Here is a 24,971-nt window from a genome sequence, read left to right on the forward strand (position 1 = left end):
ATCTTTGCAGGTTATTTCTTTAATCCTGCGATACACGGCGAGACAAATAGCTCACCACGCCAGGCGCCCTGTACGGTTCGCTTGCCGACAATCAGCCACATCACCGCCAGCAACGCCACCAACACGCAGCCAAACATGCTGAAGAAAGTCAGGTTCAAGGTGCTCGCCAATTTCAGCGTGGCCAGAGAATAGACGCCCAGCGGGAACGTAAAACCCCACCAGCCGAGGTTGAACGGAATGCCGGCGCGCAGGTAACGCACGGTGATCAGCACCGCGATCAGCATCCACCACAGCCCAAAGCCCCACAGCGTGATCCCGGCCACCAGCCCCAGCCCGGCGGCGATTTCGCCGATACCGGGCAAACCGTTGGCAGCGAAGATCGCCGGAGCATCGGCGCCCAGCAGCAACATGCCCAGCGCGCCGGTGCCAATCGGCCCGAGGGCCAGCCAACTGGAAGCGGCCATGTTTTCGTGGGGCAACTTATGCAGGGCCATGCGCAGCAACAGAATGGTCAGAATGCTGAACGCTACCGGCAGGGAAAAGGCCCAAAGCACGTAGCTGGTCACCAGCACTACCAGTTGCGAATGGGCCTCGGCCAAGTGCGGCGCCAACAGACCACCGCTGGCGGCGGCCACTTCCGCGGCCACGACGGGCAACAGCCAGACGGCGGTCATCTGGTCGATGCTGTGTTCCTGGCGGGTAAACATCATGTACGGAATCAGCACGCCACAGGCCAGGGACATCGCCACATCCAGCCACCAAAGCACTTCGGCGACTTGAATCACCCCATCGCCCCAGCGCGGCAAACCGAACACCAGAAAGCCGTTAATGATGGTCGCCAGGCCCATGGGAATCGTGCCGAAAAACATCGAGACCGTGGAGTGCCCGAAAATCCGCCGCGCCTCATCGAAGAACAGCACCCAACGCGCGGCGTACAGCCCGGTGAACAGCACAAACAGAACGATATTGAACAGCCACAAACCCTCGGCGACTGCGTGCAGTCCGGGAATGGCCACCGGCAATTGCGCCAGCGCCAGCGCCAGCACGCCAGTGCCCATGGTGGCGGCGAACCAGTTCGGGGTGAACTGGCGAATCGCTTCCAAAGGGCGAGGAAGAAGACTTAAAGGTTTGTAACCGGGCTTGGCAGCATTGGGGCAGATCATGGCGAACTCCTGTCCTCTGATGAGGTAGAGCCCATGGTAGAACCGAATCGAATATCTATATAACGGGTAATATCTCTAACTGTTATCTGTTTTGTAGATATACGTCAAACACTGCCTTCTGATTCGATCACCAATATCCGCGCCGCGCCCAGCGGATGCGCCACATGCTCGGTGCCCACCGAGGCATAAAAAATATCGCCGACGTCCAGTAAGGTCTGCTGTTCGACGCCTGCTTCGCGGTAGTGCATCTGCACCTGCCCATCAAGCACCACGAACACTTCCTGACCATCGTTGACGTGCCATTTGTACGGCTGATCGGTCCAGTGCAAACGGGTAGTGATGCCGTTCATGTTGGCGATGTCCAGCGCGCCCCAGGCACGTTCGGCGGTAAAAGATTTGCTGCGGATGATCTTCATGGGACGGTCCGTCGAATGGGTGGCTGCGCCAAGGCTAACGATCATCCGGCATCGGCGCTACAGCCTTTCACTGCACGCTGGCGCATCAATCCCAGCAACGCACCCACAGCCAGGACAATCAGCACTGCGCCATAACCGTCGGTGGTCGCGATCAGCCCGAAGGTGCGGGTCAGACTCCCCGCCAGCAACGACGGCAAGCAAAACGCCAAGTAGCTCAGCACATAAAACGCCGACATCAACCCGGCCCGTTCATGGGGCAGGGCCAGCGGCACAAGGCTGCGCACGGCACCGAGGAAACCGGCGCCGAAACCGCAACCGGCCACCAATGTGCCGATGAAAAACAGCGACAGGCTGGCGCTGTGCACGGCCGTCAGAATCAACACAATACCGGCGGGCAGCAAACCGGCGCCGAGGCGCAGCACCTTGTCCGCCGGGCGATTGCGCAAGGTGTAGATCATCAGCGCGCCGGTCACCGTCAATGCCGCGACCGTCGAGCCGCCGATCAGGTTCGAGGTCGAGCCGGTGGCCGTGCGCACCAGCGACGGCGCCAACGAGGCGAAGAAGCCACCCAGCGCCCACACCGCGGTGTTGATCGGCAGCACCGACCACAACGTGCGCCGCGCCTGTACTGGCACATGCAGGGTCGGGCGCAGCGAGGCCCAGGCGCCCGGTTGCACACTGACGCTTTCCGGCAGACGCCAGACGTACAGCGCCTGCATCACGAATAGCGCCAGCAATACCCAAAAGGTCAGTTGCAACGGCAGCGGCGCGAACTCGGCCAACAAGCCGCAACCCATCGCCCCAATGGCCATGCCCAGCAACGGCGCCACGCTATTGATCAGCGGCCCTTGCTGACGATCGGTATCCAGCAGCGCGGCACTTAATACGGCTGTGGCCATTCCGGTGGCGAAGCCCTGAAGCACACGGGCACTGATCAGCCAAGTGACGCTGTCGGCGTTGATAAACAGCAACATCGCCAGCATGTTCAGCAGGATCGCTGTGAAGATCACCGGTTTACGGCCGAGGAAATCCGAGAGCGAACCGACGGTCAGCAGCGCTACGAGCAAGCTCAGGGCGTACACGCCGAAGATCAGGGTCAGGGTCGCTGCCGAGAACTGCAACTGTTCCTGATACAAGTGATACAACGGCGTCGGCGCCGTGGAAGCGGCGAGAAAGCTGAGTAAAGTGATCGCCAGGAACCACAGGCTTACTCGGTTTGACGTTGGGTAAGACATTGGCATCCTCCGCAAAAGCTAAGTTTTTGCTTTTGCGGAGTGTGCTACTCACTAGCGCTTAAAGCAAATTCTTTGTGTTAAGGTCCGCCGCATGGCTATTAAAGAAGGTTTACGCCCAGGTGGCAGAAGTGCCCGGGTGCAAGAGTCGGTTCACTCGGCAGTCCGTGCTCTCCTCGAAGAGCAGGACCGCGCGAGCGTGACCGTGCCGCAAATCGCGACGCGCGCGGGGGTGACGCCGTCGACGATTTATCGGCGCTGGGGCGATCTGTCGGTGTTGCTGGCGGACGTCGCCCTCGCCCGCATGCGCCCGGAGAGCGAGCCGGCCAACACCGGCAGCCTGCGCGGCGATCTGCGCGCCTGGGCCGAGCAATACCTGGACGAAATGAGTTCAGAGCCCGGCCGCAACATGCTGCGCGACGTGCAATGCAGCATCACGCCGGGCTTTTGCGCGACGATTATTGGCGGGCAGTTGCAGACCATTCTGGATCGCTACCCTGACCAGCCGCTGCCGAGCGTCGATCGGCTGATCAACCTGATCGCGGCGCCGACGGTGTTTCGCATCCTGTTCTCGACGGCGGCGCTGGAGGTCGAGGAATTGCATCGGTTGATCGAGATTGCGCTGAGTCAGTGACGACGCCTTTTCTGTAGGAGCAAGGCTTGCCCGCGAAGGGCCGGCAAAGGCACAAACGATCCAACACAAACTCCCTGCGACACCCCGCCGCGCCTCGACCTTGGTCGACACTGACGAACCCCCGCCATCGTGCGAGACTGTCTATCCGGGCCGGATCCCGGGTGTCTTTTGCCGGGAGTTTCCATGTCGCTGTCCAGCGGGCTGATCGCCGCCGTTGCCCTGGCCTATATGGCCATCATGTTCGCCATCGCCTTCTACGGCGACCGTCGCAGCACGCCGTTGCCGCCGCGAGTGCGCGCGTGGGTGTACAGCCTGTCGCTGGCCGTCTATTGCACCAGTTGGACGTTCTTTGGTGCCGTGGGCCAGGCCGCTGAGCAACTCTGGTCATTCCTGCCGATCTACCTCGGGCCGATCCTGCTGCTAGTGTGTGCGCCGTGGGTCCTGCAAAAAATGGTGATGATCAGCAAACAGGAGAACATCACCTCCATCGCCGACTTTATCGCCGCGCGCTATGGCAAGTCGCAGTCACTGGCGGTGGTGGTGGCGCTGATCTGCCTGGTCGGCGTGTTGCCCTACATCGCGCTGCAACTCAAGGGCATCGTGCTCGGGGTGAACCTGCTGATCGGCGCCGGAGCCGACGCCATGGGCACGCGCGCCCAGGATACGGCGCTGATCGTGTCGCTGGTGCTGGCGCTGTTCACCATTGTCTTCGGTACGCGCAACCTCGACGCCACCGAACACCACCGCGGCATGGTGCTGGCGATTGCGTTCGAATCGCTGGTCAAGCTGTTCGCGTTTCTCGCGGTCGGTGCGTTCGTGACCTACGGTTTGTACGACGGTTTCGATGACTTGTTCGACCAAGCGATGCTTGCCCCGCGCCTGGAAGAGTATTGGAAGGAAACCATCAACTGGCCGTCGATGGTGGTGCAGACCGGCGTCGCGATGATGGCGATCATCTGCCTGCCCCGGCAGTTCCACGTCACGGTGGTGGAGAACATCGAGCCCCAGGACCTGCGCCTGGCCAAGTGGGTGTTCCCGGCCTACCTCGCGTTGGCCGCACTGTTTGTAGTCCCGATCGCCCTGGCCGGTCAGATGTTGCTACCGAGTTCGGTACTCCCGGATTCCTTCGTCATCAGCCTGCCGCTGGCCCAATCGCACCCGGCGCTGGCGATGTTGGCGTTTATCGGCGGCGCTTCAGCGGCCACCGGCATGGTGATCGTGGCCAGCGTGGCGCTGTCGACCATGGTTTCCAACGACATGCTGTTGCCGTGGTTGCTGCGCCGTAACAATGCCGAGCGTCCGTTCGAAGTGTTCCGCCAGTGGATGCTGTCGGTGCGTCGAGTCACCATCGTGGTGATTTTGCTGCTGGCCTACGTCAGTTATCGCCTGCTCGGCTCGACTGCCAGCCTGGCGACCATCGGCCAGATCGCCTTCGCCGCCGTGACCCAACTGGCCCCGGCGATGCTCGGCGCGCTGTACTGGAAACAGGCGAACCGTCGCGGCGTTTTTGCCGGCCTCGCGGCCGGGACGTTCCTCTGGTTCTACACCTTGATTCTGCCGATTGCCGCCCACAGCCTCGGCCTGTCCCTGAGCACGTTCCCGGGGCTGGCCTGGTTGCACAGCAACCCGCTTAAATTGCCGCTGACCCCGCTGACCCAAGGCGTGGTGTTGTCGCTGGCCGCCAACTTCACGTTGTTCGCCTGGGTCTCGGTGCTGTCGCGCACGCGGGTTTCCGAGCACTGGCAGGCCGGTCGCTTCATTGGCCAGGAAATCAGCGCCCGGCCCAGCGCGCGCTCGATGCTGTCGGTGCAAATCGATGATTTGTTGCAACTGGCCGCGCGTTTTGTCGGTGAAGAACGCGCCCGCCAAAGCTTTATCCGCTTCGCCTATCGCCAGGGCAAAGGCTTTAACCCGAACCAGAACGCCGACGGTGAATGGATCGCGCATACCGAACGTTTGCTGGCCGGTGTGCTCGGCGCTTCTTCGACGCGCGCTGTCGTAAAAGCTGCCATTGAAGGCCGGGAAATGCAGCTTGAGGACGTGGTCCGCATCGCCGACGAAGCATCGGAAGTGTTGCAGTTCAACCGCGCGCTGCTGCAAGGGGCGATCGAAAACATCACCCAGGGCATCAGCGTGGTCGACCAGTCGCTCAAACTGGTGGCGTGGAACCGGCGTTATCTGGAGCTGTTCAATTACCCGGACGGCTTGATCAGCGTCGGCCGGCCGATTGCCGACATCATTCGCTACAACGCCGAGCGCGGGTTGTGTGGCCCTGGCGAAGCCGAAGTGCACGTCGCCCGCCGTCTGCACTGGATGCGTCAGGGCCGTGCCCACACCTCTGAGCGATTGTTCCCCAATGGGCGGGTGATCGAGCTGATTGGCAACCCGATGCCCGGCGGTGGTTTCGTCATGAGTTTCACCGACATCACTGCGTTCCGCGAAGCCGAGCAGGCGCTGACCGAGGCCAACGAAGGCCTGGAGCAACGGGTGACCGCGCGCACCCACGAACTCTCGCAACTCAACGTCGCCCTGACCGAAGCCAAGGGCACCGCCGAATCGGCCAACCAGTCGAAAACCCGTTTTCTGGCGGCGGTCAGCCATGACCTGATGCAGCCGCTGAACGCCGCGCGACTGTTCTCCGCCGCCCTGACCCATCAGGACGACGGCTTGTCCGGCGAGGCGCAGAAACTGATTCATCACCTGGACAGTTCGTTGCGTTCGGCCGAGGACTTGATCAGCGACTTGCTGGATATTTCCCGCCTGGAAAACGGCAAGATCAACCCCGATCCCAAGCCGTTCGTGCTCAATGAACTGTTCGATATCCTCGGCGCTGAATTCAAGGCACAGGCGCAGGAACAAGGCCTGAAGTTCCGCCTGCGCGGCAGCACCTTGCGGGTCAATAGCGACATCAAGTTGTTGCGGCGAATCCTGCAAAACTTCCTGACCAATGCCTTCCGTTATGCCAAGGGCCCGGTGCTGCTGGGGGTTCGGCGGCGCAACGGTGAACTGTGCCTGGAAGTCTGGGACCGTGGCCCCGGGATTCCTGAAGATAAACGGCAAGTGATTTTCGAAGAATTCAAACGCCTCGACAGCCACCAGACCCGCGCCGAGAAAGGCCTGGGCCTGGGCCTGGCGATCGCCGACGGCTTGTGCCGGGTGCTCGGCCATACCTTGCAGGTGCGCTCCTGGCCGGGGCACGGCAGCGTATTCAGCGTCACGGTGCCGCTGGCCCGGGCGCAGACGGTGGTGCCGAACACCGTGGTCGAACTCAACGGTAAATTGCCGACGGGTGCGCAGGTGCTGTGCATCGACAATGAAGACAGCATTTTGATTGGCATGAACAGTCTGTTGACCCGCTGGGGCTGCCAGGTCTGGACCGCGCGTAATCGCGAGGAGTGTGCGGCGTTGCTCGGCGACGGGATGCGTCCGCAGTTGGCGTTGGTGGATTACCACCTGGACGATGGCGAAACCGGGACTGAGTTGATGGCGTGGCTGCGCACGCGATTGGGTGAGCCGGTACCGGGGGTGGTGATCAGTGCCGATGGGCGGCCGGAGACGGTGGCGCAGGTGCATGCGGCGGGGTTGGATTATCTGGCCAAACCGGTGAAGCCGGCGGCGTTACGGGCGTTGTTGAGTCGGCATTTGCCGTTGTAACCCAGATCGTTCCCACGCTCTGCGTGGGAACGCCGCCATGGACGCTCCGCGTCCGCTTCTGCTGCTGTGACGCAGAGCGTCACGGGATGCATTCCCACGTGGAGCGTGGGAACGATCAGCTATTCGGGCAACTCAGCCAACCCATCCACATCGGTCATCGCCCGCTCGAGCAAATCCGCCGGCAAGCTCTTGCTCGCCCGCGCGCCCAGCAACTTCAGTTGTTCGCTGCGGCTGACCAGATTGCCGCGCCCTTCCGTCAGCTTGTTGCGCGCCGAGCTGTAGGCTTTATCCAATTGCTGCAAGCGATTGCCGACTTCGTCCAGGTCCTGGATGAACAACACGAACTTGTCGTACAGCCACCCTGCCCGCTCGGCGATTTCCCGGGCGTTCTGGGTCTGGCGTTCCTGCTTCCACAGGCTGTCAATCACCCGCAACGTGGCGAGCAATGTGGTCGGGCTGACGATCACGATGTTGCGGTCGAAGGCTTCCTGAAACAGCGTCGGCTCAGCCTGCAAGGCCGCGGAAAATGCCGCTTCGATCGGAACAAAAAGCAGAACGAAATCGAGGCTGTGTAAGCCATCGAGTCGCTTGTAATCCTTGCCGGACAAGCCTTTGACGTGATTGCGCAGGGACAACACGTGTTGCTTGATCGCGATCTGGCCGATGGCATCGTCTTCGGCCGCGACGTATTGTTGGTACGCCGTGAGGCTGACCTTGGAGTCGACCACTACCTGCTTGTCGCCGGGCAGGTAAATGATCACGTCCGGCTGGAAGCGTTCACCGTCCGGGCCTTTGAGGGTGACCTGGGTCTGGTACTCACGGCCCTTCTCCAGGCCGGCGTGCTCAAGCACGCGCTCGAGAATCAACTCGCCCCAGTTGCCCTGGGTCTTCTGCCCTTTCAAGGCTCGGGTGAGGTTGGTGGCTTCGTCACTCAGGCGCAGGTTCAGCTGTTGCAGGCGCTCCAGCTCCTTGGCCAGGGAAAAGCGTTCCCGGGCCTCGGCTTGATAGCTTTCTTCGACGCGTTTCTCGAAAGACTGGATGCGCTCCTTCAACGGATCGAGCAACTGCCCCAGGCGCTGCTGACTGGTTTCGGCGAAACGCTGCTCGCGCTCGTCGAAGATCTTGCCCGCCAGTTCGGCGAACTGCGCCCGCAATTCATCGCGCGAGCCCTGGAGGTCGTTGAGGCGTTGCTGATGGCTTTCCTGTTGTTCGCGCAGCTCGGCGTTGAGGGAGGCGGCTTGCGCGTCGAGGCGACGCAACTCAGCCTCTTTGCCAGCACGCTCGATATTCCAGGCGTGGGCCGCGTCGCGGGCATCGTCGCGCTCGATCTGCAGCAGTTCGACTTCACGGCGTAGCGCGGCAAGATCAGCTTGTTTGGTGGAGTTGGCCTGGCTCAGGTCGCCGATTTCGTCGCGGCACGCATCGAGTTGGGCATTCAAGCCGTCCTGGGCCAATTGGGCCATGGCCAGCCGTTCTTCCAGCAACGCCACGTCGGCCTGTCCGGCGCTCGCCCGGCGCTGGATTTGCCAGGCCAGTGCCAGCAATGGCAATGCCGCGCCTGCCAGACCGAGCAATATGCTGGTCAAGTCGATAGCCATAGCCACTCCTGCCGATGAGATAAAGCTTGAAGGTTAACCAAGGCGTCAGGTCTTGGACAGCTCAGTCTTCGGTCAGCCCCAATTCCTGCTGGGCGCGGCGGTCACCGGCGCGGGCGGCCTGGCGCAGCATGTCGTGACCGATGCGCCGATCCCGGGCGTTGCCGCACTCGCGGCACATCAACTGGCCCAGGCGGCTTTGCGCCGCGACCACACCTTCACGAGCGGGTTGCTTGAGCAAACGTCCGGCGAAGTGTTTGACGTTGGGGTTGTCGCCCAGGCGCGGGCTATCCAGAAGCCACTCGGCCACACGCAGGGAAAAGCGCTTGGTCGGGGTAACAACAGGGGGGGTTGCGGTAACAGCGGTTGATACTGAGCGAAACTTCATAAAGCACTGTGGGGCAGATCGGAAGGCGCGCCACTCTACTCTTTTTTTCGTACAGGTAAAGTCGAAAAAACCCGGCACGCCCGTCCTAGAGCAAGCGCTTGGGACAATCCACAGAAGCTGTGGATAACTCAGTGGACAACCCACCTTGAACTCTCGCAAAGCCCTGTGGAATGGGGCTCGCAGTCAAACTGACGATTTTTTCACCAGTAAAAAAAAGCGATGTTTTTCATTGACTTAAATTTTCATTACAGGCACCCACTGCGTTTGATGCCAAGGTGACAGTGGCGTGACAGCCTGCGCAACTTATGTGCACAAGTACCTTCACGGCGGTTATATCGATGCGCTTTTTCGGCGCGTTTTGCTGCCAAGCCTGGGGATAAGCCTGGGCAAAACCTTGATTCACGCTCATTGAGGCTCGACGACCAACGGTTAAATCCTGTGCCATTACAGGGCAAGCCTAGTGTTTACAGCCTATAATCACGCCCCTCGAAGCGGTTGAATGGCACTGCCAACAATCTTTTTGGCTAACACACTTCCTTTCTCCAATTCAATCCGTTAGTATCCGCGGCGTTAGTACCAAGCTGAAAGTCAATTCTGGTCGAACAAATCCCCCCGGTCAGCCTTCCCTTGAGAAGCCTCCACCGACAAAGCGGGATCGACCACCTCGATGGTTTCCAGGTAAACCTTGCGTCAACACTGCCTTTGAAATGAATGCAAAGGGTGTTGCGAAGCTCACTTACTCTGACCGAACCAGCCTGCAAATTGATCAGGATCTTCACCCCGGGCCCAGAACCTTTGCCCTTGATGTGTTGCCTGCCCTCCTAAGTACCTACCTGCCAGCCCAAGCGCGCCAATTATCAGCGCTTCAAACTGGCTGCTTTGTTCCAGTCGGGTTCTTCGTTCGACCAATGGTGGTCGTCGTCACTGGAACGTATTAATTTTGCACGGTTCTTATCCGTGTCGCTTGTAGGAACACCTAATAATGTCTACTCAAATCCATACTCAGGATGCCATTCGCACCCTAACCAACGCTTTTGCACCAATGAACTGCCTGATCATGGCCGCTCGCAAAGGCTGCTTCAGCTTCACTCTGGTCAACGAACACGGCATCGCCCGTCACAGCGAACGCCTGTACCCCGATCAATACTCCAGCGCTGAACCGCTGCAGGCCGTGATCGATCGTACTCGCCAGGCACTGGTTGCCTGAGACGCCAGAAAGACTGAAAACCTCAAAAGCCCTGCTCAAAAAGCGGGGCTTTTTATTGCCTGATATTTCTCTTTCCCCACCCACGGCCTAAGTACTAACCGATATAACGGTTATAACTGGCAGCCGGAAATATTTTAAAAACAGGCCTTTACGTCGCGAATATGACACTACACTTCAACTCAAGCGGCTTGATCCGCTTCCGGCGAGCCTGAGTCGATTCATTGCTGCCAAGCCCCCCTTCAGGTATCGCCGCCCATTTCATGTTTCGAGGGCTTTATGGGTATCGCTGCCAGCGAACTGTGCCGTTATGTGATCCGCCCGACCTTGATTTACCTCGGGCGCCATAGCGCAACTGCCGAATCCCTGCTGCTGGGCATCGCCGCCAGCCAGTCCGCCCTTGGCTCCGCCCTCCATGACCGCCGTGGGCACGGCTTGTACCGAATCGCCGAACCCCGCCACCGGGCCCTCTGGGATCACTACCTGGCGCTTGATCCTGAACGAGCGAGCCTGGTCCGAGGCCTGGCCAGCCAACACGCCTTTTTAAGCAGCCCGCACCTGGAATTAACCGTCAACCTGCGTTACGCCACCGCCATCGCCTGGCTGCTGGTAGAAGAACAAAACACTCCCCTCCCCGATCCCGATGATGTGATGGGCATGGCCCGAATCTGGCGCCAGACCTTCCAGCCTCAAGGACGCCTGCGTGACTTTACCTGCGCCTGGCAGACCTGTGTTTCATCGCTGAATCAGGTCGCTTGCTGACCACCCGGTTTCACAAGATCCCATAACCGGTCGCGATTCTGGTCGGATTGTCCTACAAAACCGCTCTAACTCAACGCATACAGGCTATAGCGCTGGGACGAAAATGTTGGTAATTTTCGCCCCGGTGATCACCAGGAGTTCTAATAATGAAAAAAGTAATGCTCAAAACCACCCTTAGCCTCGCCGTTACCTTGGCATCCACCCAGCTTTTCGCAAGTGGCTTCGCCATCAACGAACAAAGCATTAGCGGGATGGGTACAGGTTTTGCTGGGCGATCTTCATCTGCCGATGACGCAAGCACAATTTTTGGCAACCCTGCCGGCATGTCCCGCATCAAGCGCGAACAGGTCACCGGCGGTGCTGCAATGCTCGACGCACATACCAACATCAGCAAAGCCAGCTCCAGCCCCAACAGCGGTAGCAACGACGGCGACATGGTGCCGTTCATCGCCGTGCCGATGGGCTACTACGTCAAGCCTATCGATGACAAATGGGCAGTCGGTGTTGGTGTTTACGCACCGTTCGGCCTGGTGACCGACTACGAGCACGGTTTTGCCGGCCGCTACTTCGGTAGCACCAGCGACGTAAAAGTCGTCACCCTGCAACCGACCGTGAGCTACGCCTTCAACGACAAGGTGTCGATCGGTTTCGGCCCGACCATCAACCGTATCGACGGCAAGCTGGAATCGAACCTGTCGATTACCCAGGCAGCGCCCGATGGCCAGGTCAAGATCAAAGGCGACGACACTGCACTGGGCTACAACATCGGCTTGCTGGTTCAAGCCACTGACAGCACCCGTGTCGGCCTGACCTACCACTCGAAAGTGAAGTACAAGCTCGAGGGTAATACTAAGGTCAACTACGGTGTCCTCGGTGCAGTGGGTCAAAACCCAAGCCAGAAGTACGACGCCTCGCTGGACCTGACCACCCCTGAATCGGTGGACTTCTCGGTGACTCATCAGCTCGACGACAAGTGGACCCTGTACGCAGGCAGCACCTGGACTCGCTGGAGCCGCCTGAAAGAAATCACCGTTGAAAACAAAGGTGTTCCGGCCATCCTCAACGGTCAGTTCGGTTCGATTACCGAAGAACAGAACTGGCACGACACCTGGGCCCACGCCATCGGCGCGTCCTACCAGTTGAACAAGGAATGGGTCCTGCGCACCGGCCTGTCCTTTGACCAGGCACCGACCAACAACGTCGACCGTTCCCCACGCATCCCGACTGGCGATCGCAAGATTTTCAGCCTGGGCGCCGGCTGGAGCCCGACCGACGACCTGACCATCGACGTGGCGTACTCGTACCTGCGTGAAGAGTCGGTCAAGGTCGCCAACAGCAACGACCGCGGCCAGAGCTACGATGCTAAATACCAAAACTATGCGAACGGTTTTGGTGTTGGCGCGACCTACCGCTTCTGATGATTCAAGGCGAGCCTGAACCGCTCGCCACCTGAATCGAAAAAGCCCCGCACTCTTGTCCAGAGGCGGGGCTTTTTAATGGGCGGCGATCAGGGTTTCGAGGCCAGGGCTTTCTCGACGGCTTCGATGAATTCAGGGTTATCGGGCTTGGTCAGGCTGGAGAAATTGGCGATCACCTTGCCTTGGCGATCGACCACGTACTTGTAGAAATTCCACTTCGGCGCACTGCTTTGCTCGGCGAGGATCTTGAACAAGTGAGTGGCGTCGTCACCGCGAACTTTCTGCGGCTCGGTCATGGTGAAGGTCACGCCGTAGTTGACGTAGCAGACCTTGGCGGTCTCAGCGCCATCCTTGGACTCCTGCTTGAAGTCATTGGACGGAACGCCGACCACCTCCAGCCCTTGGTCCTTGTAACGCTGATACAGCGCCTCCAGGCCTTTGAACTGCGGGGCGAACCCGCAGAAGCTGGCGGTGTTGACCACCACCAGCGGCTTGCCGGCAAAACGCTGGCACAAATCGATGGATTCCTTGGCGCGCAACTTGGGCAACGAGCCCTGCAACAGCTCCGGACACTCGGCCGCTTGTGCCAATCCGGTGAACGCCATCAGCAACGCGGGGACTGCAAGCCAGCGTTTGAGCATGTCGGTGCATCCTTGAGATATCGTCAGAAGGCGACGTTACTCGCCCTCGCAACACCCTAGCAAGCACCCATGCCCAACTGCATCAGCGCCAGTCCGCCCTGATGCCAGCCCCACCAGGCCAGGGCCAGCAGCAAGGCGCCGACACCCACGACAATAATCCGCGGCCAGAGACTGTTCATATCGCACTCATTTGGGTTTGCAATCGCGTCACTGGCTGCTCGCGCACCGGCCAGTTCAGGGCGGCTGCCAACAAGCTCAAGAGAATTGCTACCTGCCAGATCAAGTCGTAGCTCCCGGTCCGGTCATACACCACCCCGCCCAACCAGCCGCCGAGGAACGAGCCGAGCTGGTGAAACAGGAAAACAATCCCACCGAGCATGGACAGGTTTCGCACGCCGAACAAGGTCGCCACCGTGCCGTTGGTCAATGGCACCGTGGACAACCACAGGAAGCCCATGGCCATGCCGAACAGATAGGCTGTGGTCGTGGTCACCGGCGCCCACAGGAACAACCCGATCACCACCGCGCGCAACAGATACAAACCGGTGAGCAAGCGCGGCTTGGACATCCGCCCGCCGAGCCAGCCTGCCGTATACGTCCCGAAGATATTGAACAGCCCGATCAACGCCAGCACCGTGGTCCCGACCGTGGCCGGCAGGTGCTGATCCACTAGATAAGCCGGCAGGTGCACACCGATGAACACCACCTGAAAACCGCAGACAAAAAAGCCGAACGCCAGCAGCCAGAACCCGGAATGGGAACAGGCTTCACGCAAGGCTTCGGGCAGGGTTTGTTCGTGGCCGAGGGTCGGCAGCGGTTTGTCCTTGAGCATGCTCACCAGCGGCACAATCAGCGCCACCAACAGGCCCAGCACCAGCAACGCAGCGGACCAGCCGAGCCAGCCGATCAACCCCAGCGTGCCGGGCAACATGGCGAACTGGCCGAAGGAACCGGCGGCGCTGGCGATGCCCATGCCCATGCTGCGTTTCTCCGGCGGCACTGCGCGACCGACCACGCCGAGGATCACCGAGAACGAAGTGCCCGACAGGCCGATACCGATCAACAGGCCGGCGCTCAGGGACAAGGTCACCGCCGAGTCGGACATGCCCATCAAGATCAGGCCCGCGGCGTACAACACACCACCGACCAGCACCACTTTCGCCGCACCGAAGCGATCCGCCAAAGCACCGGTAAACGGCTGCGCCAGGCCCCAGATCAGGTTCTGCAAGGCAATGGCAAAGGCAAATGTCTCGCGGCCCCAGCCGAACTCGGCGCTCATGGGCGCCAGGAACAAGCCGAAGCCGTGCCGTACACCCAAGGACAATGCAAGAATCAGCGCACTCCCCACCAACACCCAACCGCAAGTACGCCACATCGATGTCATTCTTATTCTCCGGTAGCGGGTATATACCCGCTTAAGATCGAACAAACCGGCATCAAGCCAGTTCGTCCAGCAATCTGATCAAGGTTTCACGTTTTTCGGCGCCCAAGCGATCGATCAACCGCTGCTGCGCCGCTTCCCAAGCCGGCAAGGCGGCTGCCAGGCGTTCAGCGCCAGCCTCGGTGAGCATCACGATGCGATTGCGCATGTCCGCGCCCTCGACCAGCGTCACCAGCCCTTCGCCCTCCAGCACGCGCAGATTGCGCCCGAGGGTGCTGCGGTCCAGCCCCATGGCCTCGGCCAGGGTGGAAATACTCGGTTGATCCAGGCGCTGCAGGTTGCACAGTAAAGAATACTGGGCAACGTTGATCCCGAAGCCGTCGAGAGCGCCGTCGTAATGCCTGCTGACGCCACGGGCGGCGCGACGCAGGTTGGTACATAAACATTGAGAGTCGAGCATGGTGCGTGTATATACCCGCGGTTAAATGAAAGCAAATTTTTGATACATAACCCTGTAGGAGCGAGGCTTGCCCGCGAAGAACGATAACGCGGTCTATCTGAGATGCCGCGGTGAGTTCTTCGCGGGCAAGCCTCGCTCCTACGGGATTAGCGCAAGTCCTGCGAGTGCAGCCATCTCCAGCAATTCCAGCAACGCCCCCGCCGTATCGCCAGTCGTGCCACCCAATCGCCGCATCATCACCTGGCGCAACCAGACAAACACCGCCGCCGCGAGCACGAGCGCAACCAGGCCTTTGAAAAGCCCCGCGATCACCACACAACCCAGCGCACTGACTGCCAACACCTGCCAACCCGCCTTGTGAGGCAAATGATCAGCCAGTGCCTGCCCCAATCCGCCAGCCCGCACATAAGGCGTAGTCAGGAACAACCCCAACAACGCCGCACGCCCGATCAACGGAACGATGATCAAGACAACGCCCTGCCCCTGCTCGATCAACGCCAGCAACGCGGCGAATTTCAGCAGCAACACTAACACCAGGGTCACCACCGCGATCGGCCCGCTGCGCGGGTCTTTCATGATGGTCAGGGTGCGCTCCCGGTCGCCGAACCCACCAAGCCACGCATCGGCGCTGTCGGCCAGGCCGTCCAGGTGCAACCCACCGCTGAGCACGACCCAAAGGGTCAGCAGCAATGCCGCGTGAAGCAATAATGGCGCGCCTGATAACAGTCCGTTCAGCGCCCACAACAGACCGCCGAACAGCAGCCCCACCAGCGGATAAAACAGCAGCGAACGCCCCAATTCCTGAGGCGCCGGCATCCCCGGCAGGCGAATCGGCAGGCTGCTCAAGAATTGCAGGGCGATCCAGAACGGCAACATGATCAGCGCGCTTCCCGTAACAACGGGCCGGCGCCGACCGCCAGCGAATGCAACGAAGCGTGGGCGACTTCGACGGTGAGCAACTGTTCGCGGGGCAAGCCACGGGCCTGGGCCAGCAGTAGCTTCATGACCCCGCCGTGGGTGATCAGCAACACCCGTTCACCCGCATAGGTGGTGTGCAACCGTTCGACCGCCGCCAGCACTCGCGCGGAGAAGTCAGCCACTGGTTCCCCCTCGGGCGGCGTGAACGAATAGGGATCGGTCCAGAACAACCCCAACGCTTCGGCACTGGTCTGCATCAACAGCGCCGTGCTCTGCCCTTCCCATGCGCCGAAATGCAGTTCTTGCAGGTCTTTTTCCAACTGCACCGGCAAGCCAAGTTGCCCACCGAGTTCTTCGGCAAACCGCGCGCAACGCTGCAACGGCGAACTGACCAGACGATCCCACGGCCCCTGCCCGATCACCGCGGCACGTAACTGCGCCCAGCCCTTGTCGGTCAGAGCATCGTCGAGGCTGCCACGCAGCCCTCCGCCGAGTTCGGTCTCGCCGTGGCGCAATAGATCCAGGCGCAGGGTCATGCCGGACGATCCGCCACGGCCGCTTCCGCGAACGTCGCCATTTGCCCGTGAAGATCGCAGGCCAGACGCAACAACGGCACTGCCAACGCAGCACCACTGCCCTCGCCCAGGCGCAGACCAAGGTCAAGCAACGGTTCGGCGTTCAGGGTTTCCAGCACATGACGATGGCCGGGCTCGGCACCGCGATGGCCGAACAATAACCACTCACGGCAGTCCGGATTCAAGCGCACCGCCACCAACGCCGCGACGCTGCAAATAAAGCCGTCCACCAGCACCGCCACGCCTTCCTGAGCGCAGGCCAGATAGGCACCGACCAACGCCGCAATCTCAAACCCGCCGAGGTTGAACAGGGTTTGCAGCGCATCGCCACGCTGGGCGCCATGCAAGGCCAGCGCACGTTCAATGACTTGCGCTTTATGGCTGACACCCGCCGCGTTCAACCCGGTGCCCGGCCCGGTCAGATGCACCACCGGGCAATCGAGCAAGGCACAGGCCAAAGCGCTGGCTGCGGTGGTGTTGCCGATGCCCATTTCGCCGCCGATGAACAACTGCGCGCCGCTTGCAGTGGCGCGCAACACACTGTCGCGACCGGCCTGCAACGCCAGTTCACCTTGGGTGACGGTCATGGCCGGGCCGTTCACAAAGTTGGCCGTACCCGGTCCGACATTCAGATGCCGCACGCCCGGCAGGTTCAATGAAGGCGTGACGGTGCCGAGATCGACCACTTCCAGTTGAGCGCCCAATTGCCGCGCCAACACGCTGATCGCCGCGCCGCCGGTGACGAAGTTGTGCAGCATCTGCCCGGTGACTGCCTGGGGAAACGCCGACACCCCTTCCGCAACCACGCCATGGTCACCGGCAAAGATCGCAATCCACAGCTGATCGAGGCTCGGCTTGACCTGACCCTGCAAACCGGCCAGTTGCACGGCGACTGATTCCAGCCGACCGAGCGAGCCAGCCGGTTTGGTCAGTTGCTGTTGACGGGCCTCGGCCTGTTCAACGATGGCCGCATCGACTGGCTTGCACGGGTTCAGCCACCAGGATTGAGTCATAACGCAGTTCCTTTCAGAGTCAGGGGCAGGCCGGCGACGGTCAGGACGACGCGCTGACAGCGCTCAGCCAGGGCTTGATGCAGCCAACCGGCTTCATCGACATAGCGGCGAGTCAATTCGCCCAGCGGCACGACACCCATTCCGGTCTCGTTGCTGACAAAAATGATTTCACCCGGCAGCGAGGCCAGGCAGTCCAGCAAGGCATCCCGCTCGGCCGTCAGGCGCTCGGGGTTGTCGAGCATCAGCAGATTGGTCAGCCACAGGGTCAGGCAATCCACCAGCAGGCAACGCTCGGCACTGGCGTTTTCCCGCAGGATGCGGGCCAGTTCCAGAGGCTCTTCGATCAGCGCCCATTCGGCGGGACGACGGGCGCGGTGATGAGCGACCCGTTCGTTCATCTCGCCGTCCAAGGGTTGGCTGGTGGCAATGTAGGTGACCTGGAGTTGGCTGTCTGTGGCGAGTTTTTCAGCCAGGCGGCTTTTGCCAGAGCGGGCGCCGCCGAGGATTAGTTGGAGCATGGTTCATTCCTTAAAATCGTCGGTGTTCTTGCCCGCGAAGGCGTCTTCAAAACCCACAAAGCTCTCGCAGCAGCCGAGTATCCAAATGCTTCTCCACCAAATCCGCCAAGCGCTCGATATCGCGCTCGCGCAAGGCGTGATAATCCACGTCCTGCACATCCTGCAACCCGGCCCAACGCAACAGCGCGCTGCTCGCCGCCGGTGACTCGAACAGCCCATGCAAATAGGTGCCGAAAATCTGCCCATCAACACTTTGCGCGCCATCGCAGCGACCATCGTCCAACTGCACGGCAGCGTTTTCCAACGCCGGCCCAGTGGTCACGCCCGCATGGATTTCATAGCCGCTGACCTCGGCATTCTCCAGCGCCAGCCGCCCACGCACATTGCGCAGTTGCTTCTCTTCTTCGAGCAAGGTTTCGAACGCCAGCAAACCCAACCCGGCACTGGAACCCGGCGCGCCTTCCAGGCCCAGCGGGTCGTGGACGTGTTCGCCGAGCATTTGCAGGCCACCGCAAATCCCCAGCACTTTGCCGCCGTAGCGCAAGTGTCGGGAGATCGCCGTGTGCCAACCGTTGGCCCGCAGGTACGCGAGATCGCTGCGTACGCTTTTCGAGCCCGGAAGAATAATCAGGTCAGCGGCTGGAATCGCCTGGCCGGGGCCGATGAATTGCAGGTCCACTTGCGGGTGCAAACGCAGCGGATCGAAATCGGTGTGGTTGCTGATGCGCGGCAGCACCGGCACCACCACTTTGAGCACTTGATCAGCCTTGTCGGTCTGGCGCTGGTCGATGCCGTCCTCGGCTTCCAGGTGCAGGTCCATCACATAAGGCAGCACGCCGATCACCGGTTTGCCGGTGCGTTCTTCGAGCCAGTCGAGGCCCGGTTGCAGCAAGGCAATGTCGCCGCGAAAACGGTTGATGATGAAACCTTTAACCCGCGCCTGTTCACTCGGCGACAGCAACTCCAGCGTCCCCACCAGATGGGCAAACACCCCACCGCGATTGATATCGGCGATCAGCACCACCGGGCAATCCACCGCTTCGGCAAAGCCCATGTTGGCGATGTCGCCGGCACGCAGATTGATCTCCGCCGGCGAGCCCGCGCCTTCAACCATCACCACCGGATACGCCGCGCTCAGCCGTTGGTGGGAGGCCAGCACCGCTTGCATGGCGATGGCCTTGTAGTCGTGATAGGCCACGGCGTTCATGGTGGTGACGGCGCGACCATGAATGATCACTTGGGCGCCGGTGTCGCTGTTGGGTTTGAGCAGCACCGGGTTCATGTCGGTGTGCGGCTCGAGGTTGGCGGCCTGGGCCTGCACCGCTTGGGCGCGACCGATCTCGCCACCGTCAGCCGTCACGGCACTGTTCAACGCCATGTTCTGTGGCTTGAACGGCACGACACTGACGCCATGGCGCGTGACCCAGCGGCACAGCGCCGTCACCAACGTGCTTTTACCGGCGTCGGACGTGGTGCCCTGCACCATCAACGTAGTCATTGGATTTCCTTGGCGAAGGCTTGCAGGGCTTGTTCGAGGCGGGCTTCTTCGGTGGCGTCGGCGGGCAGGCCGAAACGCAGGCTGCTGTTATTCGTGAACAGCCGCAGCAGAATGCCGAGCCGGGCCATGAAGCCATGCAGCTCCTCGGCGCGCTCGGTGATCAGCCATTGAAACAAGGCGCAACCGCCCTGGGGCTTGAGGTCGTAGCGTTCCAGCAATGCGGCCAAACGCTGACTCGCTTCCTCGCTGCGCAGCCGTTGCCGGGCATGGCCTTCGGTGTCTTGCAAACAGGCTTGACCCAGCACTCGGGTCGGGCCGCTGACGGCCCAAGGTCCGACTTGCTCGGCCAGCAATTTAAGCAACTTGCGCTCGGCCAGGACGAAGCCCAGCCGCACCCCGGCGAGACCGAAAAACTTGCCGAAGGAACGCAATACGATCAAGCCGACCTGATTGGCAAACGGCGCGATGCTCAGCTGCGGTGTGTTGTCCATGAACGCTTCGTCGACCACCAGCCAGCCACCGCGCTGGGCCAGTCGCGAGTGCCAGTCGAGCAGGCGACTCGGGCTCAGGCTCAGGCCCGTCGGGTTGTTCGGATTGACCACCACCAGCACGTCGAGGTTGTCGAGGAAGAAGTCGACTTCCTGCTCCAGCACTTCGCGCACGATGTAGCCGTTGCGCCGCCAGGCTTCGGCGTGTTCGGCGTAACACGGCGACAGCACGCCGACCTTGCCGGCCCGACGCAGACGCGGCAGCAACTGGATCGCCATCTGCGAACCGGCCACCGGCAGCACTTGCGCGGCGCCGTAATAATCGCAAGCAGCCTGCTCCAGACCGTCATCGGTTTCCGGCAGTCGCGCCCAAGCCCGCAGCGGAATCTCCGGGACCGGAAACGGCCACGGCGCCAGGCCGCTGGAGAGGTCAAGCCAATCGGCTTCGGCGATGCCGTATTCGAGCGCTGCCTTGCGCAACCGGCCACCGTGCTCAAGCATAGAATTCCGCTCCCACGCAGAGAATCAGCAGCCATAACCATACGCCGCGCTGGACCAATTGCCAGCCACGGTCGATGGAGTCGGCATCCGCCGCCGGGCCTTCGCCGAGTTGTGGACGCTGATGCAGTTCGCCGTGATAAATCGCCGCCCCGCCCAACTCCACGCCCAACGCACCGGCACCGGCCGCCATCACCGGCCCGGCGTTCGGGCTGTCCCAGGTCGGGCCTTGGGTGCGCCAGCATTTCAATGCGAGTCGGGTTTTGCCCAGCAGCGCGTAGGTCAACGCCACCAGGCGTGCAGGAATGTAGTTGAGGACGTCGTCGATCTTCGCCGCGGCCCAGCCGAAGCGTTCAAAGCGTTCGTTGCGATAGCCCCACATCGCGTCGAGGGTGTTGCTCAAACGATAGAGCACCACGCCCGGCGCGCCGGCGACGGCAAACCAGAACAGCGCGGCGAATACCGCATCGCTGCCGTTCTCCAGGACGGATTCGGTGGCGGCGCGGGCGACTTCGGTTTTATCCAGTTCGCTGGTCTGGCGACTGACCAGATACCCCACGCGTTTGCGCGCTTCGTCCAGGTCATCGCTGCGCAGGGCCTTGGCCACCGGCTCGACATGTTCGCCGAGGCTGCGCATGCCGAGGGCGCAATACAGCGCCAGAATCTCGACCAGCCAACCGACGTAAGGCGCCCAGGACAATGCCGTCGCCAACAAGGTCAGCGGCAACACCGCGATCACCCAAGCAGTGACGCCATGACTGCGCCAGCCACGGCCACCGGAGTTGAAACGTTGCTCGATGCGATCGGCAAAACCGCCGAACGCCACCAGCGGATGCCAGCGTTTGGGTTCACCCAGCAGCGCATCCAGCGCCACCGCGGCGACACTCAACAACGCCACACTCATTGACTCACTCCCCAATAATTTTCATACAGCAGCTCACTGAGTGGACGCGCCTGCGCCCAGCCTTCGAGTACCAACATCGGCGCCGGATAGAATGCCTTGACCGGGCCGAGGCACAGCACCGCCAGCGGCTTGGCCCCGGCGGGCAAACCCAGCAGGTCGGCCAGGGCTTGCGGCTCGAACAGCGAGACCCAGCCCATGCCCAACCCTTCGGCGCGGGAGGCCAGCCACAGGTTCTGGATCGCGCAGGACAGCGAGGCCATGTCCATCTCTGGCAAGGTGCGACGGCCGAAGATGTGGCGCTCGCGGTCGTCCATCAGCGCGGCAACCAGCACTTCGGCGCAGTCGTTGATGCCTTCGACCTTGAGCTTCATGAATTCATCGGTGCGTTCGCCGAGGGCTTCGGCGGTGCGGATCCGTTCTTCTTCCACCAGTTGCTGGATCTGCCCGCGCAGGGCTTTATCGCTGATGCGGATAAAGCGCCACGGTTGCATCAGGCCGACGCTGGGTGCCTGGTGCGCGGCTTCAAGCAGGCGGCGCAGCAGTTGCGGTTCGACCGTACCGCCGCTGAAGTGGCGCATGTCGCGACGTTCGCCGATGGCTCGGTAGACCGCCGCGCGCTCAGCCTCGCTGAACGCAAGATCTTCTGGCTTCATGGCTTGAACAACGCCGCCATCGCTTGCGGGTTGGACGGAAAATAAAAGTGCACGTAGGAAGCAGTCATCCGCCCGTCACGATAAACCGCTTCTGCCCCGCGCCCGCCGTTCGGGCTAAGGCCCCGGGCAATCGGCTCCAGCTCGGTGCTGGTCAATGAATGGTGATAGGTGTGCCCGCGCAACAAGCCTTCGGGCAGTTCGACGGCTTGCAACGCCAGCGCGGCCAGACGCTTTTGCATCACGGCATCACCGGCCAACAAGCCGACCAGTTCAGCGCGCGTGCCTTCGACATCGGTCAAGGAATCGAGCAGATACAGCATGCCGCCGCATTCGGCGAGCAAGGGTTTACCGGCTTTATGGTGTGCCCGGATTGCGCTCAGCATCGACGTGTTTTTCGACAACGCTACATGGTGCAGCTCGGGGTAACCGCCCGGCAGATAGAGGCTGTCAGCTTCGGGCAAATGGGTATCGCGGATCGGCGAGAAAAACGTCAACTCGGCGCCCATCGCTCGCAGCAGATCCAGGCTGGCGCCGTAGGTGAAGGCGAATGCTTCGTCCCGGGCGACGGCGATGCGCACGCCTTTGAGTAACGGTTCCGCAGTTATCACGTCCGGGGCGGCGAACTCGACAGCGGGTGGCAGCGCTACCTCGCAACTGCTGGCCAACGCATCCGCCGCCGCATCGAGGCGCAGGTCGAGGTCGTTCAACTCACTGGCCTGGACCAGACCGAGGTGACGGCTGGGCAATTCGATCCCGGTTTCCCGGGACAACGCGCCGTACCAGCGCAAGCCTTCGGTGAGGCTGCCTTCGAGCAATTGCGCGTGACGCAAAGTGCCGACGCGGTTGGCCAGGACGCCGGCAAACGGCAAGTCCGGCTGATACTTCGCCAGGCCCAAGGCCAGTGCGCCAAAAGTCTGGGCCATGGCGGTGCCGTCGATCACACCGAGTACCGGCACGCCGAAGTGCCGCGCCAGGTCGGCGCTGGAGGGCGTACCGTCGAACAAGCCCATCACGCCTTCGATCAGGATCAGATCGGCTTCGCCGGCGGCTTCCCACAACAGCCGACGACTTTCCTGCTCGCCGACCATCCACATGTCCAATTGATAGACCGGCGCACCGCTGGCGCGCTCGAGAATCATCGGGTCGAGGAAGTCCGGGCCGCATTTGAACACACGTACCTTGCGCCCCTGATTGCGATGCAACCGGGCCAGCGCGGCGGTGACGGTGGTCTTGCCCTGACCGGAGGCCGGCGCGGCGATGAGTACCGCAGGGCAATGACGGGGTTGATTCACAGTTCGACGCCTTTTTGCGCTTTGATCCCGGCCTGGAACGCGTGCTTGATCACATTCATTTCGGTGACGGTGTCGGCCAGCTCGATCATTTCCGGCTTGGCGCCGCGACCGGTGACCACCACGTGTTGCATCGGTGGGCGGGCCTGCAAGTCGCTGAGCACATGATCAAGATCGAGGTAACCGTGCTTGAGGGCGATGTTCAATTCATCCAGCACCACCAGGCCAATCGACGGATCGCGCAGCAATTCGCGGGACACGGCCCATGCGGCTTCGGCGGCGGCGATGTCGCGCTGGCGGTCCTGGGTTTCCCAGGTGAAGCCCTCGCCCATCACATGAAAGCGCACTTGTTCCGGGAAGCGACGGAAGAACAACTCTTCGCCGGTGCTGTTGCGGCCCTTGATGAACTGCACCACGCCGCACTGCATGCCGTGGCCCATGGAGCGGGCGAGCATACCGAAGGCCGAGCTGCTTTTGCCTTTGCCGTTGCCGGTCAGCACCAGCAGCAGGCCGCATTCGTTCGGCGAGTTGGCGATGCGCTCGTCAATCACGGCTTTTTTGCGCAGCATGCGCGCCAGGTGGCGTTCGTCACGATCGGGGGTATCAGTCATGGGGGAGCTCTCCGTTGAGGCTGGATAACGGCGGGCAGGCACAAGAATAGACGGCAAGAAGCCTGGCATCGCCCACCGTGATGCCGCTGGATGGATCAGGCCGGTCTCCGGGCTCATGAGCGGCTTGCGCCTGGCTGCGCGCCTTCCCATGTTTTTCAACACAGTGGCTCAAGGCGCAGCTTTTCACTCATTTACCGTTGCGGGGGCAGCGCCGGGATCGTGGTTGTTCATTCGTCGAATGAACGCACTCACCGGCTTCCCTGTTTCACTCTGTCGACCGCAGCCACAGAGCACCTGAAACAAGCCGCGAAGGTTAGAGGGTTGGGGGTGGAGCGTCAATTAAAGCCGGGACGCCGCCGGGCGAAAAACTGCCGTCAATCAATTATCTGCCGCGAATCTTGTGCCACACTCCCAGCAGTGATATCAAAGAGCCACATCCCACAACACAATAACAAGGGTGAGCCACATGCAAGGCATGATCATCAGCAATCCGAAGCTGGAATTCCTGCGCCCGCTGCTGGAACGCTGGTTTGACTGTATCGACCGCTACAACGCCGTGCGCGGCGATAACGATACGCCGTACTGGTTTGACGAAAAAGCCAATCTCAGCCTGCTGTCGGCGGCGGCCTGGATGGCGGAAATGGTCACGTTGCAACAAACGCCGACCCGTAAACAGCTCGAAGAAGGCGAACGCAATGCCCGCGCCGATCTGTTTATCGCCAGCAGTGAAGAACGCGCTTACCTCCAGACGACCCAGCGTTGGCCAAAGGTCAACAGCCTGAACCTGACACAAGCCTTGGCCGATATCGCCAGCGACGCCAAGCGCATCAGCTACGCCAGCGACCTGAAACTCGGCTGCCTGTTTGTCGCGCCGCAAAAGGCCCAGCAAAGCGCGACCCCGGAAGAATTGCAGGACATGGTCGACGACCTGCAAAAGGAACACACCTGCGCCGTGGCCTGGTATTTCCCCTACGCCTACCGCAAGTTGCGTAACGAAGCTGGTCACTATCACCCCGGCATCGCCGTGCTGCTCAAAGAGGCCCGTGGTTGACGGGTTG

The 24,971-nt window shown here is 61.4% G+C and carries 25 protein-coding genes and 1 riboswitch; of the genes, 6 read left to right on the forward strand and 19 right to left on the reverse strand.

Annotation, left to right across the window (positions count from 1 at the left end):
* Nucleotides 1–11: 11 nt before the first annotated feature.
* The 3 genes from HKK52_RS11600 to HKK52_RS11610 all read right to left on the reverse strand — a co-directional run bounded on the left by HKK52_RS11600 (nucleotide 12) and on the right by HKK52_RS11610 (nucleotide 2,814).
* Nucleotides 12–1,163 carry a TDT family transporter gene (locus HKK52_RS11600; RefSeq protein WP_169370933.1) on the reverse strand — a complete coding sequence of 384 codons (1,152 nt, stop codon included), beginning with the start codon at nucleotides 1,161–1,163 and terminating at the stop codon, nucleotides 12–14.
* A gap of 104 nt (nucleotides 1,164–1,267) precedes the next feature.
* Nucleotides 1,268–1,579: a cupin gene (locus HKK52_RS11605; RefSeq protein ID WP_169370934.1), complete on the reverse strand. Its 312-nt coding sequence runs from the start codon at nucleotides 1,577–1,579 to the stop codon at nucleotides 1,268–1,270.
* Nucleotides 1,580–1,620: 41 nt separating this feature from the next.
* Complete coding sequence (locus tag HKK52_RS11610; protein WP_169370935.1) at nucleotides 1,621–2,814, reverse strand: MFS transporter; 1,194 nt, start codon at nucleotides 2,812–2,814, stop codon at nucleotides 1,621–1,623.
* A 91-nt stretch (nucleotides 2,815–2,905) separates the two neighbouring features.
* On the opposite strand from HKK52_RS11610, the gene HKK52_RS11615 reads away from it, so the two are divergent.
* Nucleotides 2,906–3,445: a TetR/AcrR family transcriptional regulator gene (locus HKK52_RS11615; RefSeq protein WP_169370936.1), complete on the forward strand. Its 540-nt coding sequence runs from the start codon at nucleotides 2,906–2,908 to the stop codon at nucleotides 3,443–3,445.
* Between the two features lie 183 nt (nucleotides 3,446–3,628).
* Entirely contained in the window at nucleotides 3,629–7,099 is a 3,471-nt protein-coding gene (locus HKK52_RS11620; RefSeq protein ID WP_169370937.1) for a hybrid sensor histidine kinase/response regulator, read from the forward strand.
* 119 nt (nucleotides 7,100–7,218) lie between these two features.
* Here HKK52_RS11620 and rmuC read toward each other — a convergent pair whose 3' ends face one another.
* Together rmuC and HKK52_RS11630 are read right to left on the reverse strand one after the other, a co-directional pair.
* A complete protein-coding gene (rmuC, locus tag HKK52_RS11625) occupies nucleotides 7,219–8,583 on the reverse strand; it encodes a DNA recombination protein RmuC (protein ID WP_169374230.1) in 1,365 nt (454 codons plus the stop codon).
* A 175-nt stretch (nucleotides 8,584–8,758) separates the two neighbouring features.
* The gene (locus HKK52_RS11630; RefSeq protein ID WP_169370938.1) at nucleotides 8,759–9,082 is read right to left on the reverse strand and encodes a sel1 repeat family protein; all 324 of its coding nucleotides are present in this window, start codon (nucleotides 9,080–9,082) and stop codon (nucleotides 8,759–8,761) included.
* A 982-nt stretch (nucleotides 9,083–10,064) separates the two neighbouring features.
* Between HKK52_RS11630 and HKK52_RS11635 the strand changes: the two genes are divergently transcribed.
* The 3 genes from HKK52_RS11635 to HKK52_RS11645 all read left to right on the forward strand — a co-directional run bounded on the left by HKK52_RS11635 (nucleotide 10,065) and on the right by HKK52_RS11645 (nucleotide 12,466).
* Entirely contained in the window at nucleotides 10,065–10,289 is a 225-nt protein-coding gene (locus HKK52_RS11635; RefSeq protein ID WP_003214941.1) for a hypothetical protein, read from the forward strand.
* A gap of 276 nt (nucleotides 10,290–10,565) precedes the next feature.
* Complete coding sequence (locus HKK52_RS11640) at nucleotides 10,566–11,048, forward strand: hypothetical protein (RefSeq protein ID WP_169370939.1); 483 nt, start codon at nucleotides 10,566–10,568, stop codon at nucleotides 11,046–11,048.
* A gap of 146 nt (nucleotides 11,049–11,194) precedes the next feature.
* Nucleotides 11,195–12,466: an OmpP1/FadL family transporter gene (locus tag HKK52_RS11645; RefSeq protein WP_169370940.1), complete on the forward strand. Its 1,272-nt coding sequence runs from the start codon at nucleotides 11,195–11,197 to the stop codon at nucleotides 12,464–12,466.
* Nucleotides 12,467–12,555: 89 nt separating this feature from the next.
* Here the strand turns inward: HKK52_RS11645 and HKK52_RS11650 are convergent, their stop codons facing one another.
* The 14 genes from HKK52_RS11650 to cobO all read right to left on the reverse strand — a co-directional run bounded on the left by HKK52_RS11650 (nucleotide 12,556) and on the right by cobO (nucleotide 23,913).
* Entirely contained in the window at nucleotides 12,556–13,107 is a 552-nt protein-coding gene (locus tag HKK52_RS11650; protein ID WP_169370941.1) for a glutathione peroxidase, read from the reverse strand.
* Nucleotides 13,108–13,163: 56 nt separating this feature from the next.
* Nucleotides 13,164–13,286, reverse strand: coding sequence for a hypothetical protein (locus HKK52_RS32780; protein ID WP_272900299.1), 123 nt, complete (start codon nucleotides 13,284–13,286; stop codon nucleotides 13,164–13,166).
* A complete protein-coding gene (locus HKK52_RS11655; protein WP_169370942.1) occupies nucleotides 13,283–14,491 on the reverse strand; it encodes an MFS transporter in 1,209 nt (402 codons plus the stop codon). Before HKK52_RS11655 ends, HKK52_RS32780 begins: the two co-directional genes overlap by 4 nt.
* Before the next feature lie 52 nt (nucleotides 14,492–14,543).
* On the reverse strand, nucleotides 14,544–14,948 hold the full coding sequence (locus HKK52_RS11660; RefSeq protein WP_169370943.1) for a MarR family winged helix-turn-helix transcriptional regulator: 405 nt from the start codon (nucleotides 14,946–14,948) through the stop codon (nucleotides 14,544–14,546).
* A 138-nt stretch (nucleotides 14,949–15,086) separates the two neighbouring features.
* Nucleotides 15,087–15,824 carry an adenosylcobinamide-GDP ribazoletransferase gene (locus tag HKK52_RS11665; RefSeq protein ID WP_169370944.1) on the reverse strand — a complete coding sequence of 246 codons (738 nt, stop codon included), beginning with the start codon at nucleotides 15,822–15,824 and terminating at the stop codon, nucleotides 15,087–15,089.
* Nucleotides 15,825–15,826: 2 nt separating this feature from the next.
* Nucleotides 15,827–16,402: an alpha-ribazole phosphatase family protein gene (gene cobC / locus HKK52_RS11670; RefSeq protein ID WP_169370945.1), complete on the reverse strand. Its 576-nt coding sequence runs from the start codon at nucleotides 16,400–16,402 to the stop codon at nucleotides 15,827–15,829.
* Nucleotides 16,399–17,454, reverse strand: a complete 1,056-nt coding sequence (cobT, locus tag HKK52_RS11675) for a nicotinate-nucleotide--dimethylbenzimidazole phosphoribosyltransferase (protein WP_169370946.1) — start codon at nucleotides 17,452–17,454, stop codon at nucleotides 16,399–16,401. The genes cobC and cobT overlap by 4 nt, the downstream gene beginning before the upstream one ends.
* Nucleotides 17,451–17,972: a bifunctional adenosylcobinamide kinase/adenosylcobinamide-phosphate guanylyltransferase gene (gene cobU / locus HKK52_RS11680; RefSeq protein WP_169370947.1), complete on the reverse strand. Its 522-nt coding sequence runs from the start codon at nucleotides 17,970–17,972 to the stop codon at nucleotides 17,451–17,453. Before cobU ends, cobT begins: the two co-directional genes overlap by 4 nt.
* A gap of 46 nt (nucleotides 17,973–18,018) precedes the next feature.
* Nucleotides 18,019–19,470, reverse strand: a complete 1,452-nt coding sequence (locus HKK52_RS11685; protein WP_169370948.1) for a cobyric acid synthase — start codon at nucleotides 19,468–19,470, stop codon at nucleotides 18,019–18,021.
* Nucleotides 19,467–20,459 carry a threonine-phosphate decarboxylase CobD gene (gene cobD, locus HKK52_RS11690; RefSeq protein ID WP_169370949.1) on the reverse strand — a complete coding sequence of 331 codons (993 nt, stop codon included), beginning with the start codon at nucleotides 20,457–20,459 and terminating at the stop codon, nucleotides 19,467–19,469. Before cobD ends, HKK52_RS11685 begins: the two co-directional genes overlap by 4 nt.
* On the reverse strand, nucleotides 20,452–21,360 hold the full coding sequence (gene cbiB / locus HKK52_RS11695; RefSeq protein ID WP_169370950.1) for an adenosylcobinamide-phosphate synthase CbiB: 909 nt from the start codon (nucleotides 21,358–21,360) through the stop codon (nucleotides 20,452–20,454). The genes cobD and cbiB overlap by 8 nt, the downstream gene beginning before the upstream one ends.
* Nucleotides 21,357–22,013: a 5,6-dimethylbenzimidazole synthase gene (bluB, locus tag HKK52_RS11700; protein WP_169370951.1), complete on the reverse strand. Its 657-nt coding sequence runs from the start codon at nucleotides 22,011–22,013 to the stop codon at nucleotides 21,357–21,359. Before bluB ends, cbiB begins: the two co-directional genes overlap by 4 nt.
* On the reverse strand, nucleotides 22,010–23,305 hold the full coding sequence (locus HKK52_RS11705) for a cobyrinate a,c-diamide synthase (protein ID WP_169370952.1): 1,296 nt from the start codon (nucleotides 23,303–23,305) through the stop codon (nucleotides 22,010–22,012). The genes bluB and HKK52_RS11705 overlap by 4 nt, the downstream gene beginning before the upstream one ends.
* On the reverse strand, nucleotides 23,302–23,913 hold the full coding sequence (cobO, locus tag HKK52_RS11710; protein WP_169370953.1) for a cob(I)yrinic acid a,c-diamide adenosyltransferase: 612 nt from the start codon (nucleotides 23,911–23,913) through the stop codon (nucleotides 23,302–23,304). The genes HKK52_RS11705 and cobO overlap by 4 nt, the downstream gene beginning before the upstream one ends.
* Before the next feature lie 81 nt (nucleotides 23,914–23,994).
* A riboswitch (cobalamin riboswitch) is annotated at nucleotides 23,995–24,226 on the reverse strand.
* A 153-nt stretch (nucleotides 24,227–24,379) separates the two neighbouring features.
* Between cobO and HKK52_RS11715 the strand changes: the two genes are divergently transcribed.
* Entirely contained in the window at nucleotides 24,380–24,964 is a 585-nt protein-coding gene (locus HKK52_RS11715; RefSeq protein WP_169370954.1) for a hypothetical protein, read from the forward strand.
* Nucleotides 24,965–24,971 lie beyond the last annotated feature (7 nt).

Origin of the sequence: Pseudomonas sp. ADAK2 (genome assembly GCF_012935755.1) — a bacterium.
Lineage (GTDB): Bacteria > Pseudomonadota > Gammaproteobacteria > Pseudomonadales > Pseudomonadaceae > Aquipseudomonas.

Excerpts from the sequence above, each read along its gene's own strand:
- bluB (WP_169370951.1), bottom strand. The coding sequence starts at position 22,013 with ATGAAGCCAGAAGATCTTGCGTTCAGCGAGGCTGAGCGCGCGGCGGTC.
- HKK52_RS11630 (WP_169370938.1), bottom strand. The coding sequence starts at position 9,082 with ATGAAGTTTCGCTCAGTATCAACCGCTGTTACCGCAACCCCCCCTGTT.
- cobD (WP_169370949.1), bottom strand. The coding sequence starts at position 20,459 with ATGCTTGAGCACGGTGGCCGGTTGCGCAAGGCAGCGCTCGAATACGGC.
- HKK52_RS11635 (WP_003214941.1), top strand. The coding sequence starts at position 10,065 with ATGTCTACTCAAATCCATACTCAGGATGCCATTCGCACCCTAACCAAC.
- HKK52_RS11615 (WP_169370936.1), top strand. The coding sequence starts at position 2,906 with ATGGCTATTAAAGAAGGTTTACGCCCAGGTGGCAGAAGTGCCCGGGTG.
- cbiB (WP_169370950.1), bottom strand. The coding sequence starts at position 21,360 with ATGAGTGTGGCGTTGTTGAGTGTCGCCGCGGTGGCGCTGGATGCGCTG.
- HKK52_RS32780 (WP_272900299.1), bottom strand. The coding sequence starts at position 13,286 with ATGAACAGTCTCTGGCCGCGGATTATTGTCGTGGGTGTCGGCGCCTTG.
- HKK52_RS11645 (WP_169370940.1), top strand. The coding sequence starts at position 11,195 with ATGAAAAAAGTAATGCTCAAAACCACCCTTAGCCTCGCCGTTACCTTG.
- HKK52_RS11660 (WP_169370943.1), bottom strand. The coding sequence starts at position 14,948 with ATGCTCGACTCTCAATGTTTATGTACCAACCTGCGTCGCGCCGCCCGT.
- HKK52_RS11640 (WP_169370939.1), top strand. The coding sequence starts at position 10,566 with ATGGGTATCGCTGCCAGCGAACTGTGCCGTTATGTGATCCGCCCGACC.
- cobC (WP_169370945.1), bottom strand. The coding sequence starts at position 16,402 with ATGACCCTGCGCCTGGATCTATTGCGCCACGGCGAGACCGAACTCGGC.
- cobT (WP_169370946.1), bottom strand. The coding sequence starts at position 17,454 with ATGACTCAATCCTGGTGGCTGAACCCGTGCAAGCCAGTCGATGCGGCC.
- HKK52_RS11620 (WP_169370937.1), top strand. The coding sequence starts at position 3,629 with ATGTCGCTGTCCAGCGGGCTGATCGCCGCCGTTGCCCTGGCCTATATG.
- HKK52_RS11605 (WP_169370934.1), bottom strand. The coding sequence starts at position 1,579 with ATGAAGATCATCCGCAGCAAATCTTTTACCGCCGAACGTGCCTGGGGC.
- HKK52_RS11600 (WP_169370933.1), bottom strand. The coding sequence starts at position 1,163 with ATGATCTGCCCCAATGCTGCCAAGCCCGGTTACAAACCTTTAAGTCTT.
- HKK52_RS11655 (WP_169370942.1), bottom strand. The coding sequence starts at position 14,491 with ATGACATCGATGTGGCGTACTTGCGGTTGGGTGTTGGTGGGGAGTGCG.
- HKK52_RS11650 (WP_169370941.1), bottom strand. The coding sequence starts at position 13,107 with ATGCTCAAACGCTGGCTTGCAGTCCCCGCGTTGCTGATGGCGTTCACC.
- HKK52_RS11610 (WP_169370935.1), bottom strand. The coding sequence starts at position 2,814 with ATGTCTTACCCAACGTCAAACCGAGTAAGCCTGTGGTTCCTGGCGATC.
- HKK52_RS11685 (WP_169370948.1), bottom strand. The coding sequence starts at position 19,470 with ATGACTACGTTGATGGTGCAGGGCACCACGTCCGACGCCGGTAAAAGC.
- HKK52_RS11665 (WP_169370944.1), bottom strand. The coding sequence starts at position 15,824 with ATGTTGCCGTTCTGGATCGCCCTGCAATTCTTGAGCAGCCTGCCGATT.
- HKK52_RS11715 (WP_169370954.1), top strand. The coding sequence starts at position 24,380 with ATGCAAGGCATGATCATCAGCAATCCGAAGCTGGAATTCCTGCGCCCG.
- cobU (WP_169370947.1), bottom strand. The coding sequence starts at position 17,972 with ATGCTCCAACTAATCCTCGGCGGCGCCCGCTCTGGCAAAAGCCGCCTG.
- cobO (WP_169370953.1), bottom strand. The coding sequence starts at position 23,913 with ATGACTGATACCCCCGATCGTGACGAACGCCACCTGGCGCGCATGCTG.